14 protein-coding genes, 1 pseudogene and 1 riboswitch are annotated in these 15,437 nt (G+C 70.6%); of the genes and pseudogenes, 4 read left to right on the top strand and 11 right to left on the bottom strand.

What is annotated here, in order from left to right; translation table 11 throughout:
* Positions 1 to 118: 118 nt before the first annotated feature.
* The 6 genes from CJ022_RS01370 to CJ022_RS01395 all read right to left on the bottom strand — a co-directional run bounded on the left by CJ022_RS01370 (position 119) and on the right by CJ022_RS01395 (position 7,092).
* Positions 119 to 2,077: an AsmA family protein gene (locus CJ022_RS01370; protein ID WP_101924910.1), complete on the bottom strand. Its 1,959-nt coding sequence runs from the start codon at positions 2,075 to 2,077 to the stop codon at positions 119 to 121.
* 129 nt (positions 2,078 to 2,206) lie between these two features.
* Entirely contained in the window at positions 2,207 to 2,605 is a 399-nt protein-coding gene (locus CJ022_RS01375) for a hypothetical protein (protein ID WP_101924911.1), read from the bottom strand.
* A 67-nt stretch (positions 2,606 to 2,672) separates the two neighbouring features.
* Entirely contained in the window at positions 2,673 to 3,323 is a 651-nt protein-coding gene (trhA, locus tag CJ022_RS01380) for a PAQR family membrane homeostasis protein TrhA (protein ID WP_101924912.1), read from the bottom strand.
* An 85-nt stretch (positions 3,324 to 3,408) separates the two neighbouring features.
* On the bottom strand, positions 3,409 to 5,010 hold the full coding sequence (locus CJ022_RS01385; protein WP_101924913.1) for a peptide chain release factor 3: 1,602 nt from the start codon (positions 5,008 to 5,010) through the stop codon (positions 3,409 to 3,411).
* An 85-nt stretch (positions 5,011 to 5,095) separates the two neighbouring features.
* Positions 5,096 to 6,001, bottom strand: coding sequence for a M23 family metallopeptidase (locus tag CJ022_RS01390; RefSeq protein WP_233198543.1), 906 nt, complete (start codon positions 5,999 to 6,001; stop codon positions 5,096 to 5,098).
* Positions 5,989 to 7,092, bottom strand: coding sequence for an NHL repeat-containing protein (locus CJ022_RS01395; protein ID WP_101924914.1), 1,104 nt, complete (start codon positions 7,090 to 7,092; stop codon positions 5,989 to 5,991). Before CJ022_RS01395 ends, CJ022_RS01390 begins: the two co-directional genes overlap by 13 nt.
* A gap of 126 nt (positions 7,093 to 7,218) precedes the next feature.
* Positions 7,219 to 7,349, top strand: a riboswitch (SAM riboswitch).
* Between the two features lie 196 nt (positions 7,350 to 7,545).
* Here CJ022_RS01395 and metX point away from each other — a divergent pair.
* From metX to CJ022_RS01410, 3 genes are read left to right on the top strand one after another with little or no spacing between them, the layout of a single operon-like run.
* Positions 7,546 to 8,481 (top strand): homoserine O-succinyltransferase MetX, encoded by a 936-nt coding sequence (gene metX / locus CJ022_RS01400; protein ID WP_425490813.1) that lies wholly within the window; start codon positions 7,546 to 7,548, stop codon positions 8,479 to 8,481.
* Positions 8,478 to 9,728, top strand: a complete 1,251-nt coding sequence (locus CJ022_RS01405) for an O-succinylhomoserine (thiol)-lyase (protein ID WP_101924916.1) — start codon at positions 8,478 to 8,480, stop codon at positions 9,726 to 9,728. Before metX ends, CJ022_RS01405 begins: the two co-directional genes overlap by 4 nt.
* Positions 9,725 to 10,810, top strand: coding sequence for a homoserine dehydrogenase family protein (locus tag CJ022_RS01410; protein ID WP_101924917.1), 1,086 nt, complete (start codon positions 9,725 to 9,727; stop codon positions 10,808 to 10,810). Before CJ022_RS01405 ends, CJ022_RS01410 begins: the two co-directional genes overlap by 4 nt.
* A 41-nt stretch (positions 10,811 to 10,851) precedes the next feature.
* Here CJ022_RS01410 and CJ022_RS01415 read toward each other — a convergent pair whose 3' ends face one another.
* Both CJ022_RS01415 and CJ022_RS01420 read right to left on the bottom strand, forming a co-directional pair.
* A complete protein-coding gene (locus CJ022_RS01415) occupies positions 10,852 to 11,235 on the bottom strand; it encodes a DUF1622 domain-containing protein (protein WP_199171400.1) in 384 nt (127 codons plus the stop codon).
* A gap of 4 nt (positions 11,236 to 11,239) precedes the next feature.
* Positions 11,240 to 12,622 carry an L-serine ammonia-lyase gene (locus CJ022_RS01420; RefSeq protein WP_101924918.1) on the bottom strand — a complete coding sequence of 461 codons (1,383 nt, stop codon included), beginning with the start codon at positions 12,620 to 12,622 and terminating at the stop codon, positions 11,240 to 11,242.
* Between the two features lie 49 nt (positions 12,623 to 12,671).
* Between CJ022_RS01420 and CJ022_RS17350 the strand changes: the two are divergent.
* Positions 12,672 to 12,902, top strand: a pseudogene (locus CJ022_RS17350) (glutaredoxin family protein); the annotation flags it as partial.
* A gap of 571 nt (positions 12,903 to 13,473) precedes the next feature.
* Here CJ022_RS17350 and CJ022_RS01430 read toward each other — a convergent pair.
* Genes CJ022_RS01430 through CJ022_RS01440 form a run of 3 tightly spaced genes read right to left on the bottom strand, consistent with a single transcriptional unit; the run spans position 13,474 to position 15,372 of the window.
* Positions 13,474 to 14,034 (bottom strand): YceI family protein, encoded by a 561-nt coding sequence (locus tag CJ022_RS01430; RefSeq protein ID WP_101924920.1) that lies wholly within the window; start codon positions 14,032 to 14,034, stop codon positions 13,474 to 13,476.
* Between the two features lie 4 nt (positions 14,035 to 14,038).
* The gene (locus CJ022_RS01435; RefSeq protein ID WP_101924921.1) at positions 14,039 to 14,623 is read right to left on the bottom strand and encodes a cytochrome b; all 585 of its coding nucleotides are present in this window, start codon (positions 14,621 to 14,623) and stop codon (positions 14,039 to 14,041) included.
* The gene (locus CJ022_RS01440; protein WP_425490815.1) at positions 14,620 to 15,372 is read right to left on the bottom strand and encodes a YceI family protein; all 753 of its coding nucleotides are present in this window, start codon (positions 15,370 to 15,372) and stop codon (positions 14,620 to 14,622) included. Before CJ022_RS01440 ends, CJ022_RS01435 begins: the two co-directional genes overlap by 4 nt.
* Between the last annotated feature and the right edge of the window lie 65 nt (positions 15,373 to 15,437).

Consider the following 15,437-nt stretch of genomic DNA (forward strand, 5'->3'; position numbering starts at 1 on the left):
CGCACCGAATGAGGGGCCGCGCGACGGCATTCCGGCATCAGGCCTGCGATGCGACCCGCGCCCCGTTTCCAGGTGTCTCCCACGCAAATGCCGTCGGCAGCCTGCGCTGTCGAGTCGACTATTTCGCGTAGTCGCCCCCGCAGCGGCTGTCTTCTCCGCCGCCCAGTTCCAGCGTGGCCAGCAGCGCCGCCGGCGGCGCGATCGAACCCAGCGCCACGGCGAGCGCGCCGCGCAGGCCGAGGCGCTTGAAGTCCGGACGGAAGCTCGGCGCCGTGAAGGTGCCACCGATGACCAGCGGCGAGCGCAGGGCGAAGATGCTGCGGTCCTTCGGGCGCGGCCGCAGTTCGAGGTCCAGCGTTTCGTCGCGCAGGCTCACCTGGCCGGTGCCGACGATGATCGTGTCGCTGGTGTCGAACGCCAGCGCGCGCGCATCCATGACGCCACGCTCGACGCCGAAATCGGCGAAGGCGCAATGCACGGGAATCTGCTTGTCCTCGCCTATCAGGTATTTCAGGCTCTCGTAGACATCCAGCCCCGCAAGCTCGACCAGCAGGTTGCTGACGCGCCCCGCGCCCATGCCGACCGCGATGTCGCCATCGGCGGTGCCCAGCATCGCCGCGATCGAATTGCCGGTGCCGACGATGTTGAAACTGCCGCTGATGCGGCCGACGGCCTGGTTGGTGAGTTCGCTGTCGGGGAACAGGCCGCCCAGTTCGACGCGGCGGACCGTGGCCTGCAGCCGTGTCTGGATCGTGTCTTCGCGCGCATCCATGCGGATCGTCGAGCGGATGTCGCCGTCCGCGACGCCGAAGTTCAGGGGGTCGAGGCGCAGCATGCCGGCGTCGAGCACCAGATGCGCATCCATGTCGTCGATCGGCAGCGAGGGGGCATTGATGCGCTGCGCGCGCAGGCGCACGTCGGCGTCCATCGCGCGCAGCTTGCCGAGTTCGTAGGGCGTGTCGGGGATCACCTTGCCCTTGGCATCCAGTTCCGCGGCGCGCGCGACCAGCTCCGGATCCAGCGCCTCGCCCGCCTCGGGTTCCGGGGTACCGCCGAGAAAGCCGGCGAGATCATCGAAATCCAGCCGCTCGGACACCAGGTCCGCCTTGAGGAACGGTCGCTCGCCGCCCGTGGTGATCGCCGCGTCCCCGCCCAGATCGCTCTGGCCGACCTTGCCGGTGAAGCCGTCGTAATGCCAGGTCTGCCTGTCGCGCGTCAGGCGACCGTCGAGCGCGTAGGGCGGCGTGTCGGGCAGGGCGACGCCGACCAGCGGGAACAGGTGGTCGAGGTTCTGCCCCGACAGCGCGAACTGCAGGTCGAAATCGCGCAGCTGCAGCGGATCGACCAGCGTGCCGCGAGCATGGGCACGGGTCGCGCCGGCGCGTGCGCGCAGGTCGATGCGATAGGGCGCGTCGGTGTCCTGCAGCTCGAGCGGCGAGGCGGCCGTGCCTTCGAGCGTGAAACGGTTGCGCGACCAGGTACCGCCCCCGGACACCCCGATCGGCGGCGCCGCGTCGGCGTCGCGCGCGGCCTGGCTGGCGAGTACGACCTGGATGTCGGTGCCGCCCGGCGTGTCGAGAAAGCGGAACCGGCCGTCGTCGATCCACAGCCGGCGCAACTGCATCGGCTCGCCACCGTCGGAGCCGCCGAGATCGATCGCCCAGTTGCCGGGACCGCCGTCCGGATCGGTCTCCAGCTGCAAGACCGGACGCGTCAGGCGGATCTCGGGGATCCGCGTCCGGCCCCGCAACAGCGGCCACACTTCGATCTGCAGTTCGAGCCGGTCGGCCGAGGCCATCGTCGGATCCTTCGACCACGGCGCGTTGGCGAACTTCAGCGCATCCGCGCGGACTGTGGTGACGCGGCCGAGGTCGACATCGAGATCGCCGCCGATCTGGAACACGCGGCCGGTCTTGGCCTGCACCACGCGCTCGACCGGACCCTTGAACCAGTTCCAGTCCCACAACAGGAGCAGCACCACGAGTGCGAGCGCCAGGACAGCCAGTACGACGCGGACGGGATGGGCGCGATAGGTCGTGCGCAGGCGTTGGCGGGGCGTGGGCGTCGTCGGGGGCACGGGCTCTGGTCGGCTGGAAGCGTGCCGCCACCATCCGCGCTTGCCGATCAAATACGGGTGAACGTGAGGTGGAATGGTCCGTCGGTGGCCGCGTGGGCAGGCCCACGGCGACGCACCTGGCGGACTCGATCAGCCGGCCGTGGCATCCGGGGCGGCAACTTCGTCGTCGAGTGTGCAGGGCACGACGCGGCCGCTCTCCTGCGACAGTTCGATGAAGTCGCCATCGGCGACGAACCGCAGCCCGACCTCGGACCAGATCGGCGGCCGGCTGCCCTGGATGGCGCCGATGAAGACGACGCGGCCGTCGGTCATCGTCAGGCGCGCGTAGCGACCGTCGCGGACGATGTCGATGCGCCCCGCACCGGGGCAGGTGTAGCGATCGGTGACGGTTTCCGTCTCGACGGTGGGCTCGGGGTCGGCCGGCGGCGGCGCGGCCTGCGTCACCGGTTCGGGAGCGGCGCCACCGCAGGCGGCAAGCAGCAACAGGCTCGCCGGCAGCGAGCGGCGGATCAGCGTGGAGACGAACATCGCGGGCACCCCAGAAGGCCAGTCACGATGATAACGGCCCGGATCACGGCCCGCTGTCGAGATGCGATCAGCGAGCCGGGACCACCTGGGCGAGCACGGCGACGTAGTGGCAGACGCTGCCGCCGATGCAGAACAGGTGCCAGATCGCGTGCGCGTAGGGAATCGAATCACGCATGTAGAAGAAGGTGCCGGCCGTGTAGAACACGCCACCGGCGATGATCCAGCCCAGCGTCCAGGTATCGAGCGCAGCGGCGACCGGGCCGATCGCCAGGATCACCAGCCAGCCCATGGCGATGTAGATCGCCGTCGACAGGCCGCGGAAGCGGCCCGTGTAGAACAGCTTGAACACCACGCCGGCCAGCGCCAGCGTCCAGATCGCGGCGAACAGCGACCAGCCCAGCGTGCCGCGCAGGCCGATCAGCGTGAACGGCGTGTAGGTGCCGGCGATCAGCAGGTAGATCGCGCAATGGTCGAATACCTTGAGCCGGCCCTTGGCGACGGGATGGCTGATCGAGTGGTAGAGCGTCGAGGCGACGTAGAGCATCAGCAGCGACACGCCGAACACGATCGACGCGACCAGCTGCCAGCCGTTGCCGTACAGCGCGGCGAGGGTGATCAGCACCGCGCCCGCGGCCAGTGCCGCGGCGGCGCCGAGGCCATGGGTCAGGGCACTCGCGAGTTCCTCGCGCCGGGCGCGCAGCGAGATCGTGGACGTCATGCAGGCAGGATCCGCGCAGGGGAATCGCGATTATGACGATGCGCCGCGGGTCTGTCAGAACGCGGCGTGCAATGCATCGTCCCGGTCAGCCGGCGCTGGCGTTGGCGTGCTCGCGCGTCGCCATGAAGGTCACGCCGGGTGCGCGCTCCTCGGCCAGCTGCAGGTTGACCCGGGTCGGCGCCAGGTAGACCAGCTGGTCTGCGGCGTCGTAGGCGAGGTGCATCGCGTGCTTGTCGCGGAACTCCTCCAGCTTCTTCGCGTCGTCGCAGCGGATCCAGCGGGCCGTCGTCACCTGCACCGGCTCGAAGCTCGCATCGACGCCGTACTCGTCCTTCAGCCGGTAGGCCACCACTTCGAACTGCAGCACGCCGACCGCGCCGAGGATCAGGTCGTTGCTCATCATCGGCTTGAAGAACTGGGTCGCGCCTTCCTCCGACAGCTGGGCCAGGCCCTTCTGCAGCTGCTTGAGCTTCAGCGGATCGCGCAGCCGCGCGCGGCGGAACAGCTCCGGCGCGAAGTTGGGAATACCGGTAAACGCGATCGCCTCGCCTTCGGTGAAGGTGTCGCCGATCGAGATCGTGCCGTGGTTGTGGATGCCGATGACGTCGCCCGGCCAGGCCTCGGCGGCGATCTCGCGGTCGCTGGCCATGAAGGTCAGCGCGTTGGCGAGCTTGTGCTCCTTGCCGGTGCGCACGTGGAAGGCCTTCATGCCGGCGACGAAGCGGCCGGAACAGACGCGCATGAAGGCCACGCGGTCGCGGTGCATCGGGTCCATGTTGGCCTGGATCTTGAACACGAAGCCGCTGAGCTTCGGTTCCTCGGGGGCGACGTCGCGGGTCGTCGTGCCGCGCGCGCGGGGGGCCGGGGCGTGCTCGACGAAGAAGTCGAGCAGCGGCTGCACGCCGAAATTGTTGACGCCCGAGCCGAAGAACACCGGCGTCTGCCGCCCGGCGCGATAGGCCTCGAGATCGAAGGGGTGGCTCGCGCCCTGGACCAGTTCCAGTTCGTCGCGCAGGTCGGCCAGCATCGCCGCGCCGATCTTCTCGGCCAGGCCCGGTGCGTCGAGCGACGGAAAGATGGTCGAGTCCTGGCGGGTGAAGTTGCGGCCGGGTTCGTACAGGTGCACCTCGCCGGTCACCAGGTGAACCACGCCCTTGAGGCGCTGGCCCATGCCGATCGGCCAGGTCACCGGCGCGCACTGGATGCCGAGCACGCTTTCGACCTCGTCGAGCAAATCGATCGGCTCCTTGCCCTCGCGGTCGAGCTTGTTGATGAAGGTCATGATCGGCGTGTCGCGCATGCGGCACACCTCCATCAGCTTGATCGTGCGTTCCTCGACGCCCTTGGCGACGTCGATGACCATCAGCGCCGAGTCGACCGCGGTCAGCACGCGATAGGTGTCCTCGCCGAAGTCGGCGTGGCCGGGTGTGTCGAGCAGGTTGACGATGCGGCCCTCGTAGGGGAACTGCATCACCGAACTCGTCACCGAGATGCCGCGCTCCTTCTCCAGCGCCATCCAGTCGGACGTCGCATGGCGTGCGGCCTTGCGGCCCTTGACCGAGCCGGCCATCTGGATCGCACCGCCGAACAGCAGCAGCTTTTCGGTCAGCGTGGTCTTGCCGGCGTCGGGATGCGAAATGATCGCGAACGTGCGGCGGCGGGCGGATTCGGTGGCGACGTCGGACATGCGGGCACGCACGCGTCCGCGTGCACTCCGTTGATTCGGGAAGCCCGGGATTATACGCGCCGGCTTCCGCGCGGCGTCCGGCCGGTCAGGGCGACGACGCGTCCGCCGCGGGCGGCAGGTCGAAGCGCAGGATGCCGCCGGGTCCGAACATCCGGAACGGCACCGAGACCAGGCGCAGCCCGTGGTTGGCCTGGAGGACGAAATGCAGGTGCGGGCCGCTGCTGGCGCCGGTGTTGCCGGAGAACCCGATGACCGCGCCGCGCCGCACGCGGTCGCCGGGCGCGACCACGACGCCGCCGCGCTGCAGATGCGCGTACAGCGCCATCGTCCCGTCGTCGTGCAGGATGCGGATGAAGTTGGCGCGTTCCGCAGCGTCCGCGTGCTGCCCGCTGCCGAGGCGCGTGGTGCCCGCGACCCGCGCCTCGGCCTGCATCACCGTGCCGTCGCGTGCGGCAAGCACGGGCGTGCCCTCGTCTACGGCGAAGTCGACCGCATGGCGGTTCTCGTCATCGGCGTGGCTGACGCCGCCGCCGAAACCCTGGGTGACCCGCACCGGCGCATCGCGCAACGGGAACCGGTACTCGACGTCGCGCGGACGCGCGCCCGGCACGCCGGGGACGGCCTGCAGCCGCAACGTGGCACGTGACGTGTCGATGCCGGCTCCGGCGAGCAGTCGCGCCACGACCACGCTGCCGCGCGCCGGCACCGTGGCACGGGCGGGCAGGGCCGGCACGCTGCGGGGCGCGGTGGATCCCGATGCGAGCAACAGCACTTCGACGGGGCCCGCCAGCGGGTTGTCGGCGATCGCCAGCACGCCATCGTCGGTCGTCGCGAGGCGCAGGCGCACGCCTTGCGCGTGCATGTCCGCAGTGGCCGCGGCGCCTTGCCAGCCACCGGTCGACGGACTCTGCGCGGCCAGCGTGGCGGACAGCAGCAGCGTCGGCAGCAACGCGAACCGTGCGAGGGCGGCCGGCGGTGTCAGCCGGCGCAAGCCGGATCCAGTTGCAGCGTCCGTGCGATTTCGGCCAGATCGAATGCGCCGATCGCACGGTCGTCGTGCACGGCATACAGCGCGCCGTGCGCGAAGCGGCGCGTGCCCGCCGCGTGCAGGACGATGCCGTCGGTGTAGGCGACCGCCGCGCCGGTGAACGCGCCGGCCGGCGCCAGCGTCTGCCGGTCGAAGAGGCGGAAGACCGTCAGCGGCCGCAGCTGGTCGGCGACGATCCAGTAGCCGCCATCGACGCTGCAGGCCCACAGCGCGATGCCTTCGGGCTCGGCGAGGAAACTGCCGCCGGGTAGATCGTCGCCGGTGGGGCGTCCGGCCAGGTCGTAGCCACGCACGGTCGCGCCGTCGCGCAGGTCCTCATCCGCGATCAGCAGACGGTCGGCGCCCGCATCGCCGGCGATCGATTCGACGATGCGCAGCGCGGTCGCCGCGCGGGTGTCGCCGAAGGTGCCGAGCGCCTGTGCCTGCAGGGCGCCGTCGTCGTCCGGCGCGACGCGATAGCGATGCACGCGGCGGTCGAGCTGGTCCAGCGGCGGCACCTGGCCGAAGTCCGGGCCGTCCATGAAGCTGTCCGTGACGTAGACCTCGACCGTGTCCGGTGCGGTCTCGTGCACCCAGAGCCCGTAGGGACTGCGCAGGGCGGGCCTGCCGAAGTCCAGGAGCGGCGCGAACGTCGGCAGCGCGAACACCTGCACACGGCGGTTGTCGCGCTCCGACACGAACAGCTGGTCGCCGTGCACCGCCACGCCGTTCGGCCGGTCGAAGTCGCCGGGGGCTTCACCCGCGTTGCCGACGGTGCGCAGCGGCGCGCCGGTGTCCGCATCGAACACCACGAGCTGATGGTCGAGCTTGGCGGTCGCGATCAGCCAGGTGGCGCCGTCGGGCGTCGGCCAGGTCGCGAGGGAATCGAGTTCCGCGCCGGGCAGGGCTGCGGTCACGAAGCGCTCGACGACGACCGGCAGGCCATCCGGCGTCGACGCCGTGGCAGGCGGCGACGGAGGAACGACGGGAGGCGTGGACGCGCAGCCGGCGGCGAGCGCCGCGACGACGAGAGCGGGAAACAGACGGTTCGACATCGCGAAATTATGCCCATCCGCTCGGAACCTCGGGCCGCGATCTTCGCAGTTACGGCTGAAATTATTTCATCGCTTCATCCGCATACAGCGATTGACATCCCCGGAATGCGCTGGCAGTCTGCACGGCATCCATCGAGACCGGCTGAGGGACAGGCCCGACGAAGCCGGGGCAACCTGATGGAGCCGCATCCACCGATGCCGGTTCCGTCGCGGTGCCAAGTCCTGCGGGGACCTGTGTGTCCACCGGAAGATGGTTGCAGCCCGACGCCTCCGCGCGTCGGGCTGCATCCGCCGATCAGGCGTCTTCCGGCATTCCCCGCGGGCAGCGATGACTTCGCCCTATCGGACATCGCCATGAGCCTCGTCGACACTGCTCCCCGCCTTTTCGAACCCGTTTGTGACGCCGCCTGGCACGCGGACGCTGCCGGCGATGCCGCGGCAGCGCCGACCGCAATGGACGCCATCCGCGGTCGCATCACGGTGACCCTGCCCCTGCGGCATGCCGGGCCCCGCCCCCTGACGCTCGCCTACGAACTGCGCGGCGCAGCCGGCGCGCCGGTGGTCTTCGTCGCCGGCGGCATTTCCGCGCACCGGCACCTGGCGTCCAGCGGGGCGTTTCCGGAGGCGGGCTGGGCCGAACACCTGGTCGGCCCGGCGCGGGCCCTCGATCCGACGCGACTGCGCCTGCTGGCGTTCGACTATGTCGGCGCCGACGGTGCGCTCGATGCGCCGATCGACACCGCGGACCAGGCCGACGCGATCGCCGCGTTGCTCGAGGCGCTGGGCATCGAACAGTTGGCGGCCTTCGTCGGCTATTCCTACGGTGCGCTGGTCGGCCTGCAGGTCGCCGCGCGGCATCCCGCGCGCCTGGCTGCGCTGGTCGCGGTCAGCGGCGCGCATCGCGCGCATCCCTATGCCGCCGCGTGGCGCGCGCTGCAACGCAAGGCGGTCGCGCTCGGCGAGCTGCAATGCGCGGACGGGCAGGGCCTGTCGCTGGCGCGCCAGTTCGCGATGCTGAGCTACCGCACGCCGGAGGAATTCGCCGAGCGCTTCGACGCCGCGCCGGTCGTCGTCAACGGCCAGATCCGGGTCGCCGCCGAGGATTACCTCGACGCTGCCGGGGCGCGTTATGTCGCGCGGACCTCGGTCACTGCATGGAAGCGCCTGTCGGAATCGATCGACCTGCACCGCGTCGAGCCGGCCGCCATCCGCACGCCGACCACCGTGGTCGCCCTGGCCGACGCGGTGACGCTGCTCGAAGGCCTGGGTCCGGCCGGCCGGCTGCGCGTGCTGCGCTCGCCCTACGGGCACGACGCCTTCCTCAAGGAAACCGACCGCATCGATGCCGTCCTGGCGACGGCGCTGCAGCACACAGGAGATCGCACATGAGCCACCACGACGAGAACACCACGGCCAGGCTGTGTCGCCCCGCGACGCGCGCGGTCCGCGCCGGCATCGATCGCGATCCCGCCTTCGGCGCGGTGACGCCGCCGCTGGTGCTGTCGAGCAACTTCAGCTTCGCCGGCTTCGGCGAGAAGCGGCAGTACGACTACACCCGCAGCGGCAATCCGACGCGCGACCTGCTGGGCGATGCGCTGGCGCAGCTCGAGGGCGGCGCCGGCGGCGTGATCACGCCGACCGGCATGGCCGCGATCACCCTGGTGCTCAACGCGCTGCTGTCGCCCGGGGACCGGCTGGTCGTGCCGCACGATGCCTACGGTGGCAGCTGGCGCCTGTTCGACGCGCTCGCACGCAAGGGGCATTTCGAACTGGTTACCGCGGACCTGACCGACCCGCGCGCGCTGGCCGATGCGCTGGCGCAATCGCCGCGCGTAGTGCTGATCGAGACCCCGTCCAACCCGCTGTTGCGCGTGACCGACCTGCGTTTCGTCATCGAAGCCGCGCATCGGGCCGGCGCCCTGGCGATCGTCGACAACACCTTCCTGTCGCCGGCGCTGCAGACGCCGATCGCGTTCGGCGCCGATGTCGTGGTGCATTCGACGACCAAGTACATCAACGGCCACAGCGACGTGGTCGGCGGCGCGGTGATCGCCAAGGATCCCGAGCTGCACACGCAACTGGCGTGGTGGGCGAATGCGCTCGGGATCACGGGCGCGCCGTTCGACAGCTTCCTGACGCTGCGTGGCCTGCGCACGCTGGACGCGCGGCTGCGCGTGCACCAGGAAAACACCGCCGGCATCGTCGCGCTGCTGGATGCGCACCCCGCGGTCGCGACCGTGCATTACCCGGGCCTGCCGTCGCACCCCGGTCACGCGGTCGCCGCGCGCCAGCAGTCGGGCTTCGGCGCGATGCTGTCGTTCGAGCTGCAGGTGCCCGATGGCGTGGCGCAGGTGGACGTGGTCCGCGCGTTCGTCGATGGCCTGCAGCAGTTCACGCTGGCCGAGTCGCTGGGCGGCGTCGAAAGCCTGATCGCGCACCCGGCGACGATGACCCATGCGGCGATGAGCCCCGCCGCCCGCGCGGCCGCGGGCATTTCGGACGGCCTGCTGCGGTTGTCGGTCGGGATCGAAGCGCTGGACGACCTGCAGGAGGACATCGCGGCTGCGCTCGACCGGGCCACGGCTGTCATCGACGCGCAGGCCGATGCCGCGCAGCGCCGCCGGGTGGACGCATGAGCACCGTCGTGTCCCTGCACCAGCGCACGCGCGCGCAGCCGCAGCCGGCACGCCTGGCCCTGCTCGGCACCGGCACCGTCGGCAGCGCCTTCGTCGCGCGCTATGCCAGCCTGGCCGCGCAGGGCATCGCGCTGCCGGCGGTGTCGTGGATCTGCAATTCGCGCACCCAGATCGCCGGTGGCGACGATCTGGCGCACGTGCTGCGGCAGGCGCGCGACGCGGCCCGACGGCGCAGCGGCTTTCCGCCGTGGGCGGAGGGCGAAAGTCCGCGGCCCGGCGACATCGTCGTCGACGCGACTGCGAGTGAAACGGTCGCCGACTGGCATCCCGAATGGCTGTCGCGCGGCATCCACGTGGTCACCGCCAACAAGCTCGGCGTCGGCGGCGATCTCGGCCGGGCCCAGGCGATCGGCGATGCGGTGCGCGAGGTCGGCAGCCGCTACGGCGACAGCGCGACGGTCGGTGCCGGCCTGCCGCTGCTGCGCAGCCTGCGTGCGCTGGTCGACGGCGGCGACCGGATCCACGCAATCGAAGGCGTGCTGTCGGGGTCGCTGGCGTGGCTGTTCGGACGCTTCGATGGAACGCGCCCGTTCTCCGATCTGATCGTCGAGGCGCGCGACGCCGGCTATACCGAGCCGGATCCGCGGCTCGACCTGTCCGGCGAAGACGTGCGCCGCAAGCTGCTGATCCTGGCGCGCGCCGCCGGGTTCGCGGTGCCGGGCCACGAGGTCCGCGTGGCCTCCCTGGTGCCGGCCGCGCTCGCGGACCTCCCGGCCGAGGCGCTCGACGGACGCTGGGGCGCGCTCGATGCCGACCTCGCGCAGCGACGTGCGGACGCCGCGGCCCGTGGCGAGGTGCTGCGCTTCGTCGCCCGCTTCGAGGCCGGCGGCGAGGCACAGGTCGGTCTGCGTGCGTTGCCGGCCGACCATCCGATGGCCGCGGGCGCGGGAACCGACAACCGGGTCGCGATCCACAGCGACCGCTACCACGCGCAGCCGCTGGTCATCCAGGGCCCCGGCGCGGGCGCCGACGTCACGGCAGCGGCACTGCTCGACGACGTGCTGGCGATCGCCCCGCGCTGAGCGCAGCCGCCGCGTCCGGGCCGGAGACGGCCCGCGTCGGCTCAGCCGTCGTTGCCCTGCGACGCTGCGCGCGTGCGTGCGGTCCAGGGCAGGCGGCCCTCGATCTCCAGGTGCAGCGCGAACACCAGGAAGCTGCGGATCAGCACCATGATCGCCAGCTTCAGCAGGCTGTCGAGGCTGTACTCGACGACGATCGTGCGGATGATGTCGGCGGCGACGAGGAACTCCAGCCCCAGGATCAGCCCGCGGACGCTGTGCCGGCGGTAGGCGACATAGGCGCGATGGCCGCCGGCGCGGCGCAGTTCGACGGGCCAGCGCAGGGTCGCGAACACGAAGCCGCCGAGGATCACCGCGACCCCCAGCAACTCCAGCGCCTGGATGCTCCAGCCGACCATCGTCACCAGCGGTTCGCCGAGCGTCACCATTGCCTCAGCACTCGATGACGTTGACTGCCAGACCGCCGCGCGAGGTTTCCTTGTACTTGTCGCGCATGTCGCGGCCGGTGTCGCGCATCGTGCGGATCACCTTGTCGAGGCTGACTTTGTGCTTGCCGTCGCCGCGGAACGCCATGCGCGAGGCGTTGATCGCCTTGACCGCGCCCATCGCGTTGCGCTCGATGCACGGGATCTGCACCAGGCCGCCGATCGGATCGCAGGTCAGGCCGAGGTTGTGTTCCATGCCGATCTCGGCCGCGTTCTCGATCTGGCTCGGCGTGCCGCCGAGCGCGGCGGTCAGGCCGGCGGCGGCCATCGAACAGGCCACGCCCACCTCGCCCTGGCAGCCGACTTCCGCGCCCGAGATGCTGGCGTTCTCCTTGTAGAGGATGCCGACGGCGGACGCGGTGAGCAGGAAATCGAAGATGCCCTGCTCGGTGGAATTCGGGCAGAAGCGGTCGTAGTAGTGCAGCACCGCGGGCAGGATGCCGGCCGCGCCATTGGTCGGCGCGGTGACGACGCGGCCACCGGCGGCATTCTCTTCGTTGACCGCGAGCGCGTAGAGGTTCACCCAGTCGAGCACCGTCAGCGGATCGCGCATGCCGGCTTCGGGCTTGGACGAGAGCTCGGCATGCAGCGCGGGCGCGCGGCGGGTGACATGCAGGCCGCCGGGCAGGGTGCCGGTCTGGCGGATGCCGCGCGCGACGCAGGACTGCATCGCCGCCCACAGTTCGCGCAGGCCGTCGCGGATCTCGTCCTCGCTGCGCCACACCTTCTCGTTCTCCAGCATCAGCCTGGCGATGCTCAGGCCGTGCGTGTTCGCCTGCGCGATCAGCTCGTCGCCGCTGGAGAACGGATAGGGCACGTCGGTGGTGTCGGCGACGATGCGGTCTTCGGCCGCCTCGTCCTCGTTGACCACGAAGCCGCCGCCGACCGAGTAATAGTCGCGCGTCGCGATGACCGCGCCGTCGGCGTCGTAGGCGGTGAAGCGCATGCCGTTGGTGTGGAAGGGCAGCTTCTGGCGCTTGTTCATCACCAGATCGGATTTTTCGTCGAAGGCGATCTCGTGCGTGCCGCCGAGCCGGATGCGCTTGTCACCGCGGATGCGGATCAACGCATCGGGAATGATGTCCGGGTCGATCTGGTTCGGCATGTGGCCTTCGAGGCCCATCATCACGGCCTTGTCGGTGCCGTGGCCGCGACCGGTCAGAGCCAGCGAGCCGAACACCTCGGCGCGCACGCGGCACACATCGTCCATCCGCCCGGGCACTTCGAGCCAGCGGCGCACGAAACGCGCGCCCGCGCGCATCGGCCCGACGGTGTGCGAGGAACTCGGCCCGATGCCGATCTTGTAGAGGTCGAACGTGCTGACTGCCATGTGGCTATTCTACGGGCCAGCCCTGCACTCCCGCCTGACGCGTTGCGGCATGCCCCCACCTTCTCTGATCCTCTACCAGCGCGACGACTGCCATCTCTGCGATCTCGCCCTCGAGGCGATGGCGCAGGCACGGTCGCCAGCGTTCGAAAGCGTGTTCATCGACGGCGATGACGACCTGGAAACCGCTTATGGCACGCGTGTGCCGGTGCTCCGCGACGCGGCCGGAGCGCGCGAACTGGACTGGCCGTTCGATGCGGGCGTGCTGCGCGCCTGGCTGGCATCGCTGGCTTTGCTGACGGTGCCGCTCGGGACGCTGGCCGCACTGCCGGCGGGTGGGGACGTGGATCTGGTCAAATCCGCGTCCCGGCCGGACGCGGCCCGTTGGACGGGGCTGGCGATCACGGACGTGGTCCCCGCTGGTTCCATCCAGCGCATCGTCATGACCAGGGCGATCACCAGTGCGCCCGGCGACGTGGACCTGGGCAGCATCCGCAGCCTGTTGTCGGGCACCTACGGCCCGGCGCGGCCGCAGGAACGTCCGGGCCCGCGAGGTCTGCCGCAACTGGGCGGTGCGGCATCGATCTGGGAGGGCGTGGTGGTGCTGGAGTCGGGCGCCATCATCGGATTCGTCATCGAGTCCGGGACCATCTGCCTGCGAGGCGCCGAGGGCGAAATGGCGTGCTGGCGCCGCTGACGCTCCGGCACCGCGACTGGGACGCGCGCGACGCGTGACGGCGCAGGCCGATCGCGCACCGCCGTGAGGTTGCGCTGCAGACTTTTTCGCGATCGCCACGAAGCGCAGCGCGCGGTCCGGCGTCGAGACCGGCCGGGAGACGCGGTAGCGCCAGCGCCTACCGGCCCGCCGGCTGCAGATAGACCCGGGTGCTGACGGCGATCTCGTTCGGGATCACCGCGGTATCGGCCCACTCGCCGGCGCCCACGCCGAAATCGAGCCGCGGCACGACCGCGCGTCCCGACAGCAGCGGACGGGCGCCGGGCGTCCAGGTGAAGGTCAGCGTGACCGGCTTGCGGACGCCGCGCAGTTCCAGCGTGCCGTCGGCCGCGTACTGGCGGTTGCCGAGATCGCGGAACGCGGTGGACGTGAAGGTCGCCTGGGCGAAGCGCGTCGCGTCGAAGAAGGCCGCGCCGCGCATCTCACCGTCGTAGTCGGCGTTTGCGGTCGTCGCCGTGCCCAGCGGGATCGCCACCGATAGCGATGCGGTCGCGAGATCCGCCGGATCGAAGCGGAGCGTCGTGCGGAAATCCGGGAACGTGCCGCTGAAGGACTCGCCCTGATACGTGCCGGCGAAGGCCAGCGACGAGCCGGGCGCCTGGGTGTAATCGGCGGCCAGCGCGGAGAGCGGCAGGGCCGCGACGAGCGCGGCGGACAGCAGGCGGAAGCATCGCGACATGGGATCAGTCCTGTGCGGAAGAGGTCGGGGCGTCTGCTCGGCGGCGTCCCCAGGGCAGCATGCGCGACAGGGTGGCGTCGCGCTGGAACACGTGGTGGTACAGCGCCGCGCCGGCGTGCACGAGGGCCAGCACGACGAGGGTCCAGAACAGCAGCTCGTGGACATCCCCCGCCGTGGCCCGCAGGTCCTGATCGCGCGCGACCAGCCCCGGCAGGTTGAACAGGCCGAACCATTGCAGCGGATAGCCGGCGGCGGAGTTGAACGTCCAGCCGCTGAGCGGCAGCGCGAACAGCAGCGCATACAGCGCGACGTGGGTCAGCGATGCCAGTCGCGCCTGCCAGGCCGGCGTGCCCGGCACCGGACGCGGCGCGCCGGCATAGAGACGCCACAGCACCCGCAGCGCGGCCAGGGCCAGGATCGTCAGTCCCAGCGACTTGTGCAGGGCGTAGACCTCGATCTTGGTCGGGCTGTTGCGCATGTCGCCCATCAACAGACCGATCAGGCCGGTCGACAGGATCAACAGCACGACCAGCCAGTGCAGCAGCTGGCTGACACCACCCCAGCGATCAGCGGTATTGCGCAGGGTCATGACGTGGGCGTTCCGGGTGGCGGTGTGGTGGACGGCGTCGCTTCCTGCTCGGGTGCGGGATCCGATGGCGGCTCCGCATCGATCCTCGTCTCCGGATCCACGTCGGACGGCGTGTCGTCGAGCGGGTCCGTCGTGGCTGGCGCAGTCGGGATATCGTCAGTCTCCTCGGCGCGGCCCCGCGTCGCCTCGACTTCCAGCCGCAGCTCGACGGTCTCGCCGATCATCGACCGCCACGCATCGACGCCGAAATCCGCGCGCGTCAGCGTCGTCGTCGCGGAAAACCCCACCGTGCGCCGGAACGGCGGCAGCGGATGGCGACGCGCGCCGTTGCGCACCGCATCGAGCGCGACCTCGCGGGTCACGCCGCGCAGCGTCAGCGTGCCGTGCACGATCGCGCGCCCGGCATCGATCGCCTCGATCCGCGTGGACACGAAGCGCGCCACCGGGTGGCGCGCCGTATCGAGCAGTCCGCGTGCCGCGACGGCGCGATTCCAGTCGGCATCGCCGAAATCGAGCCGATCCAGCGGCACCGACACGTCCACGCGTGCATCCGTCCAGTCCTCGCCGGTGGTCCACAGCGTCCCGGTCGCACCGGAGACGGTGCCGATGGCCTTGGAAAATCCCGCATGGTCGATGGCGAGCACGACGCGGGTATGGACGGGATCCAGGCGATAGGACTCGGCGTCCGCCGCCGCGACGGACGTCGTCGCCCACAGCGCGCAGGCGAGGATCGGAACCAGGACACGCAGTCGGCGGATGCTCGGCATGCGGCGATTCTAGGCACGGACCTCGAACGCCTTGCAACTTGCGGTCA

It is taken from the genome of Luteimonas rhizosphaerae (genome assembly GCF_002849595.1).
Classification (GTDB): domain Bacteria; phylum Pseudomonadota; class Gammaproteobacteria; order Xanthomonadales; family Xanthomonadaceae; genus Luteimonas; species Luteimonas cellulosilyticus.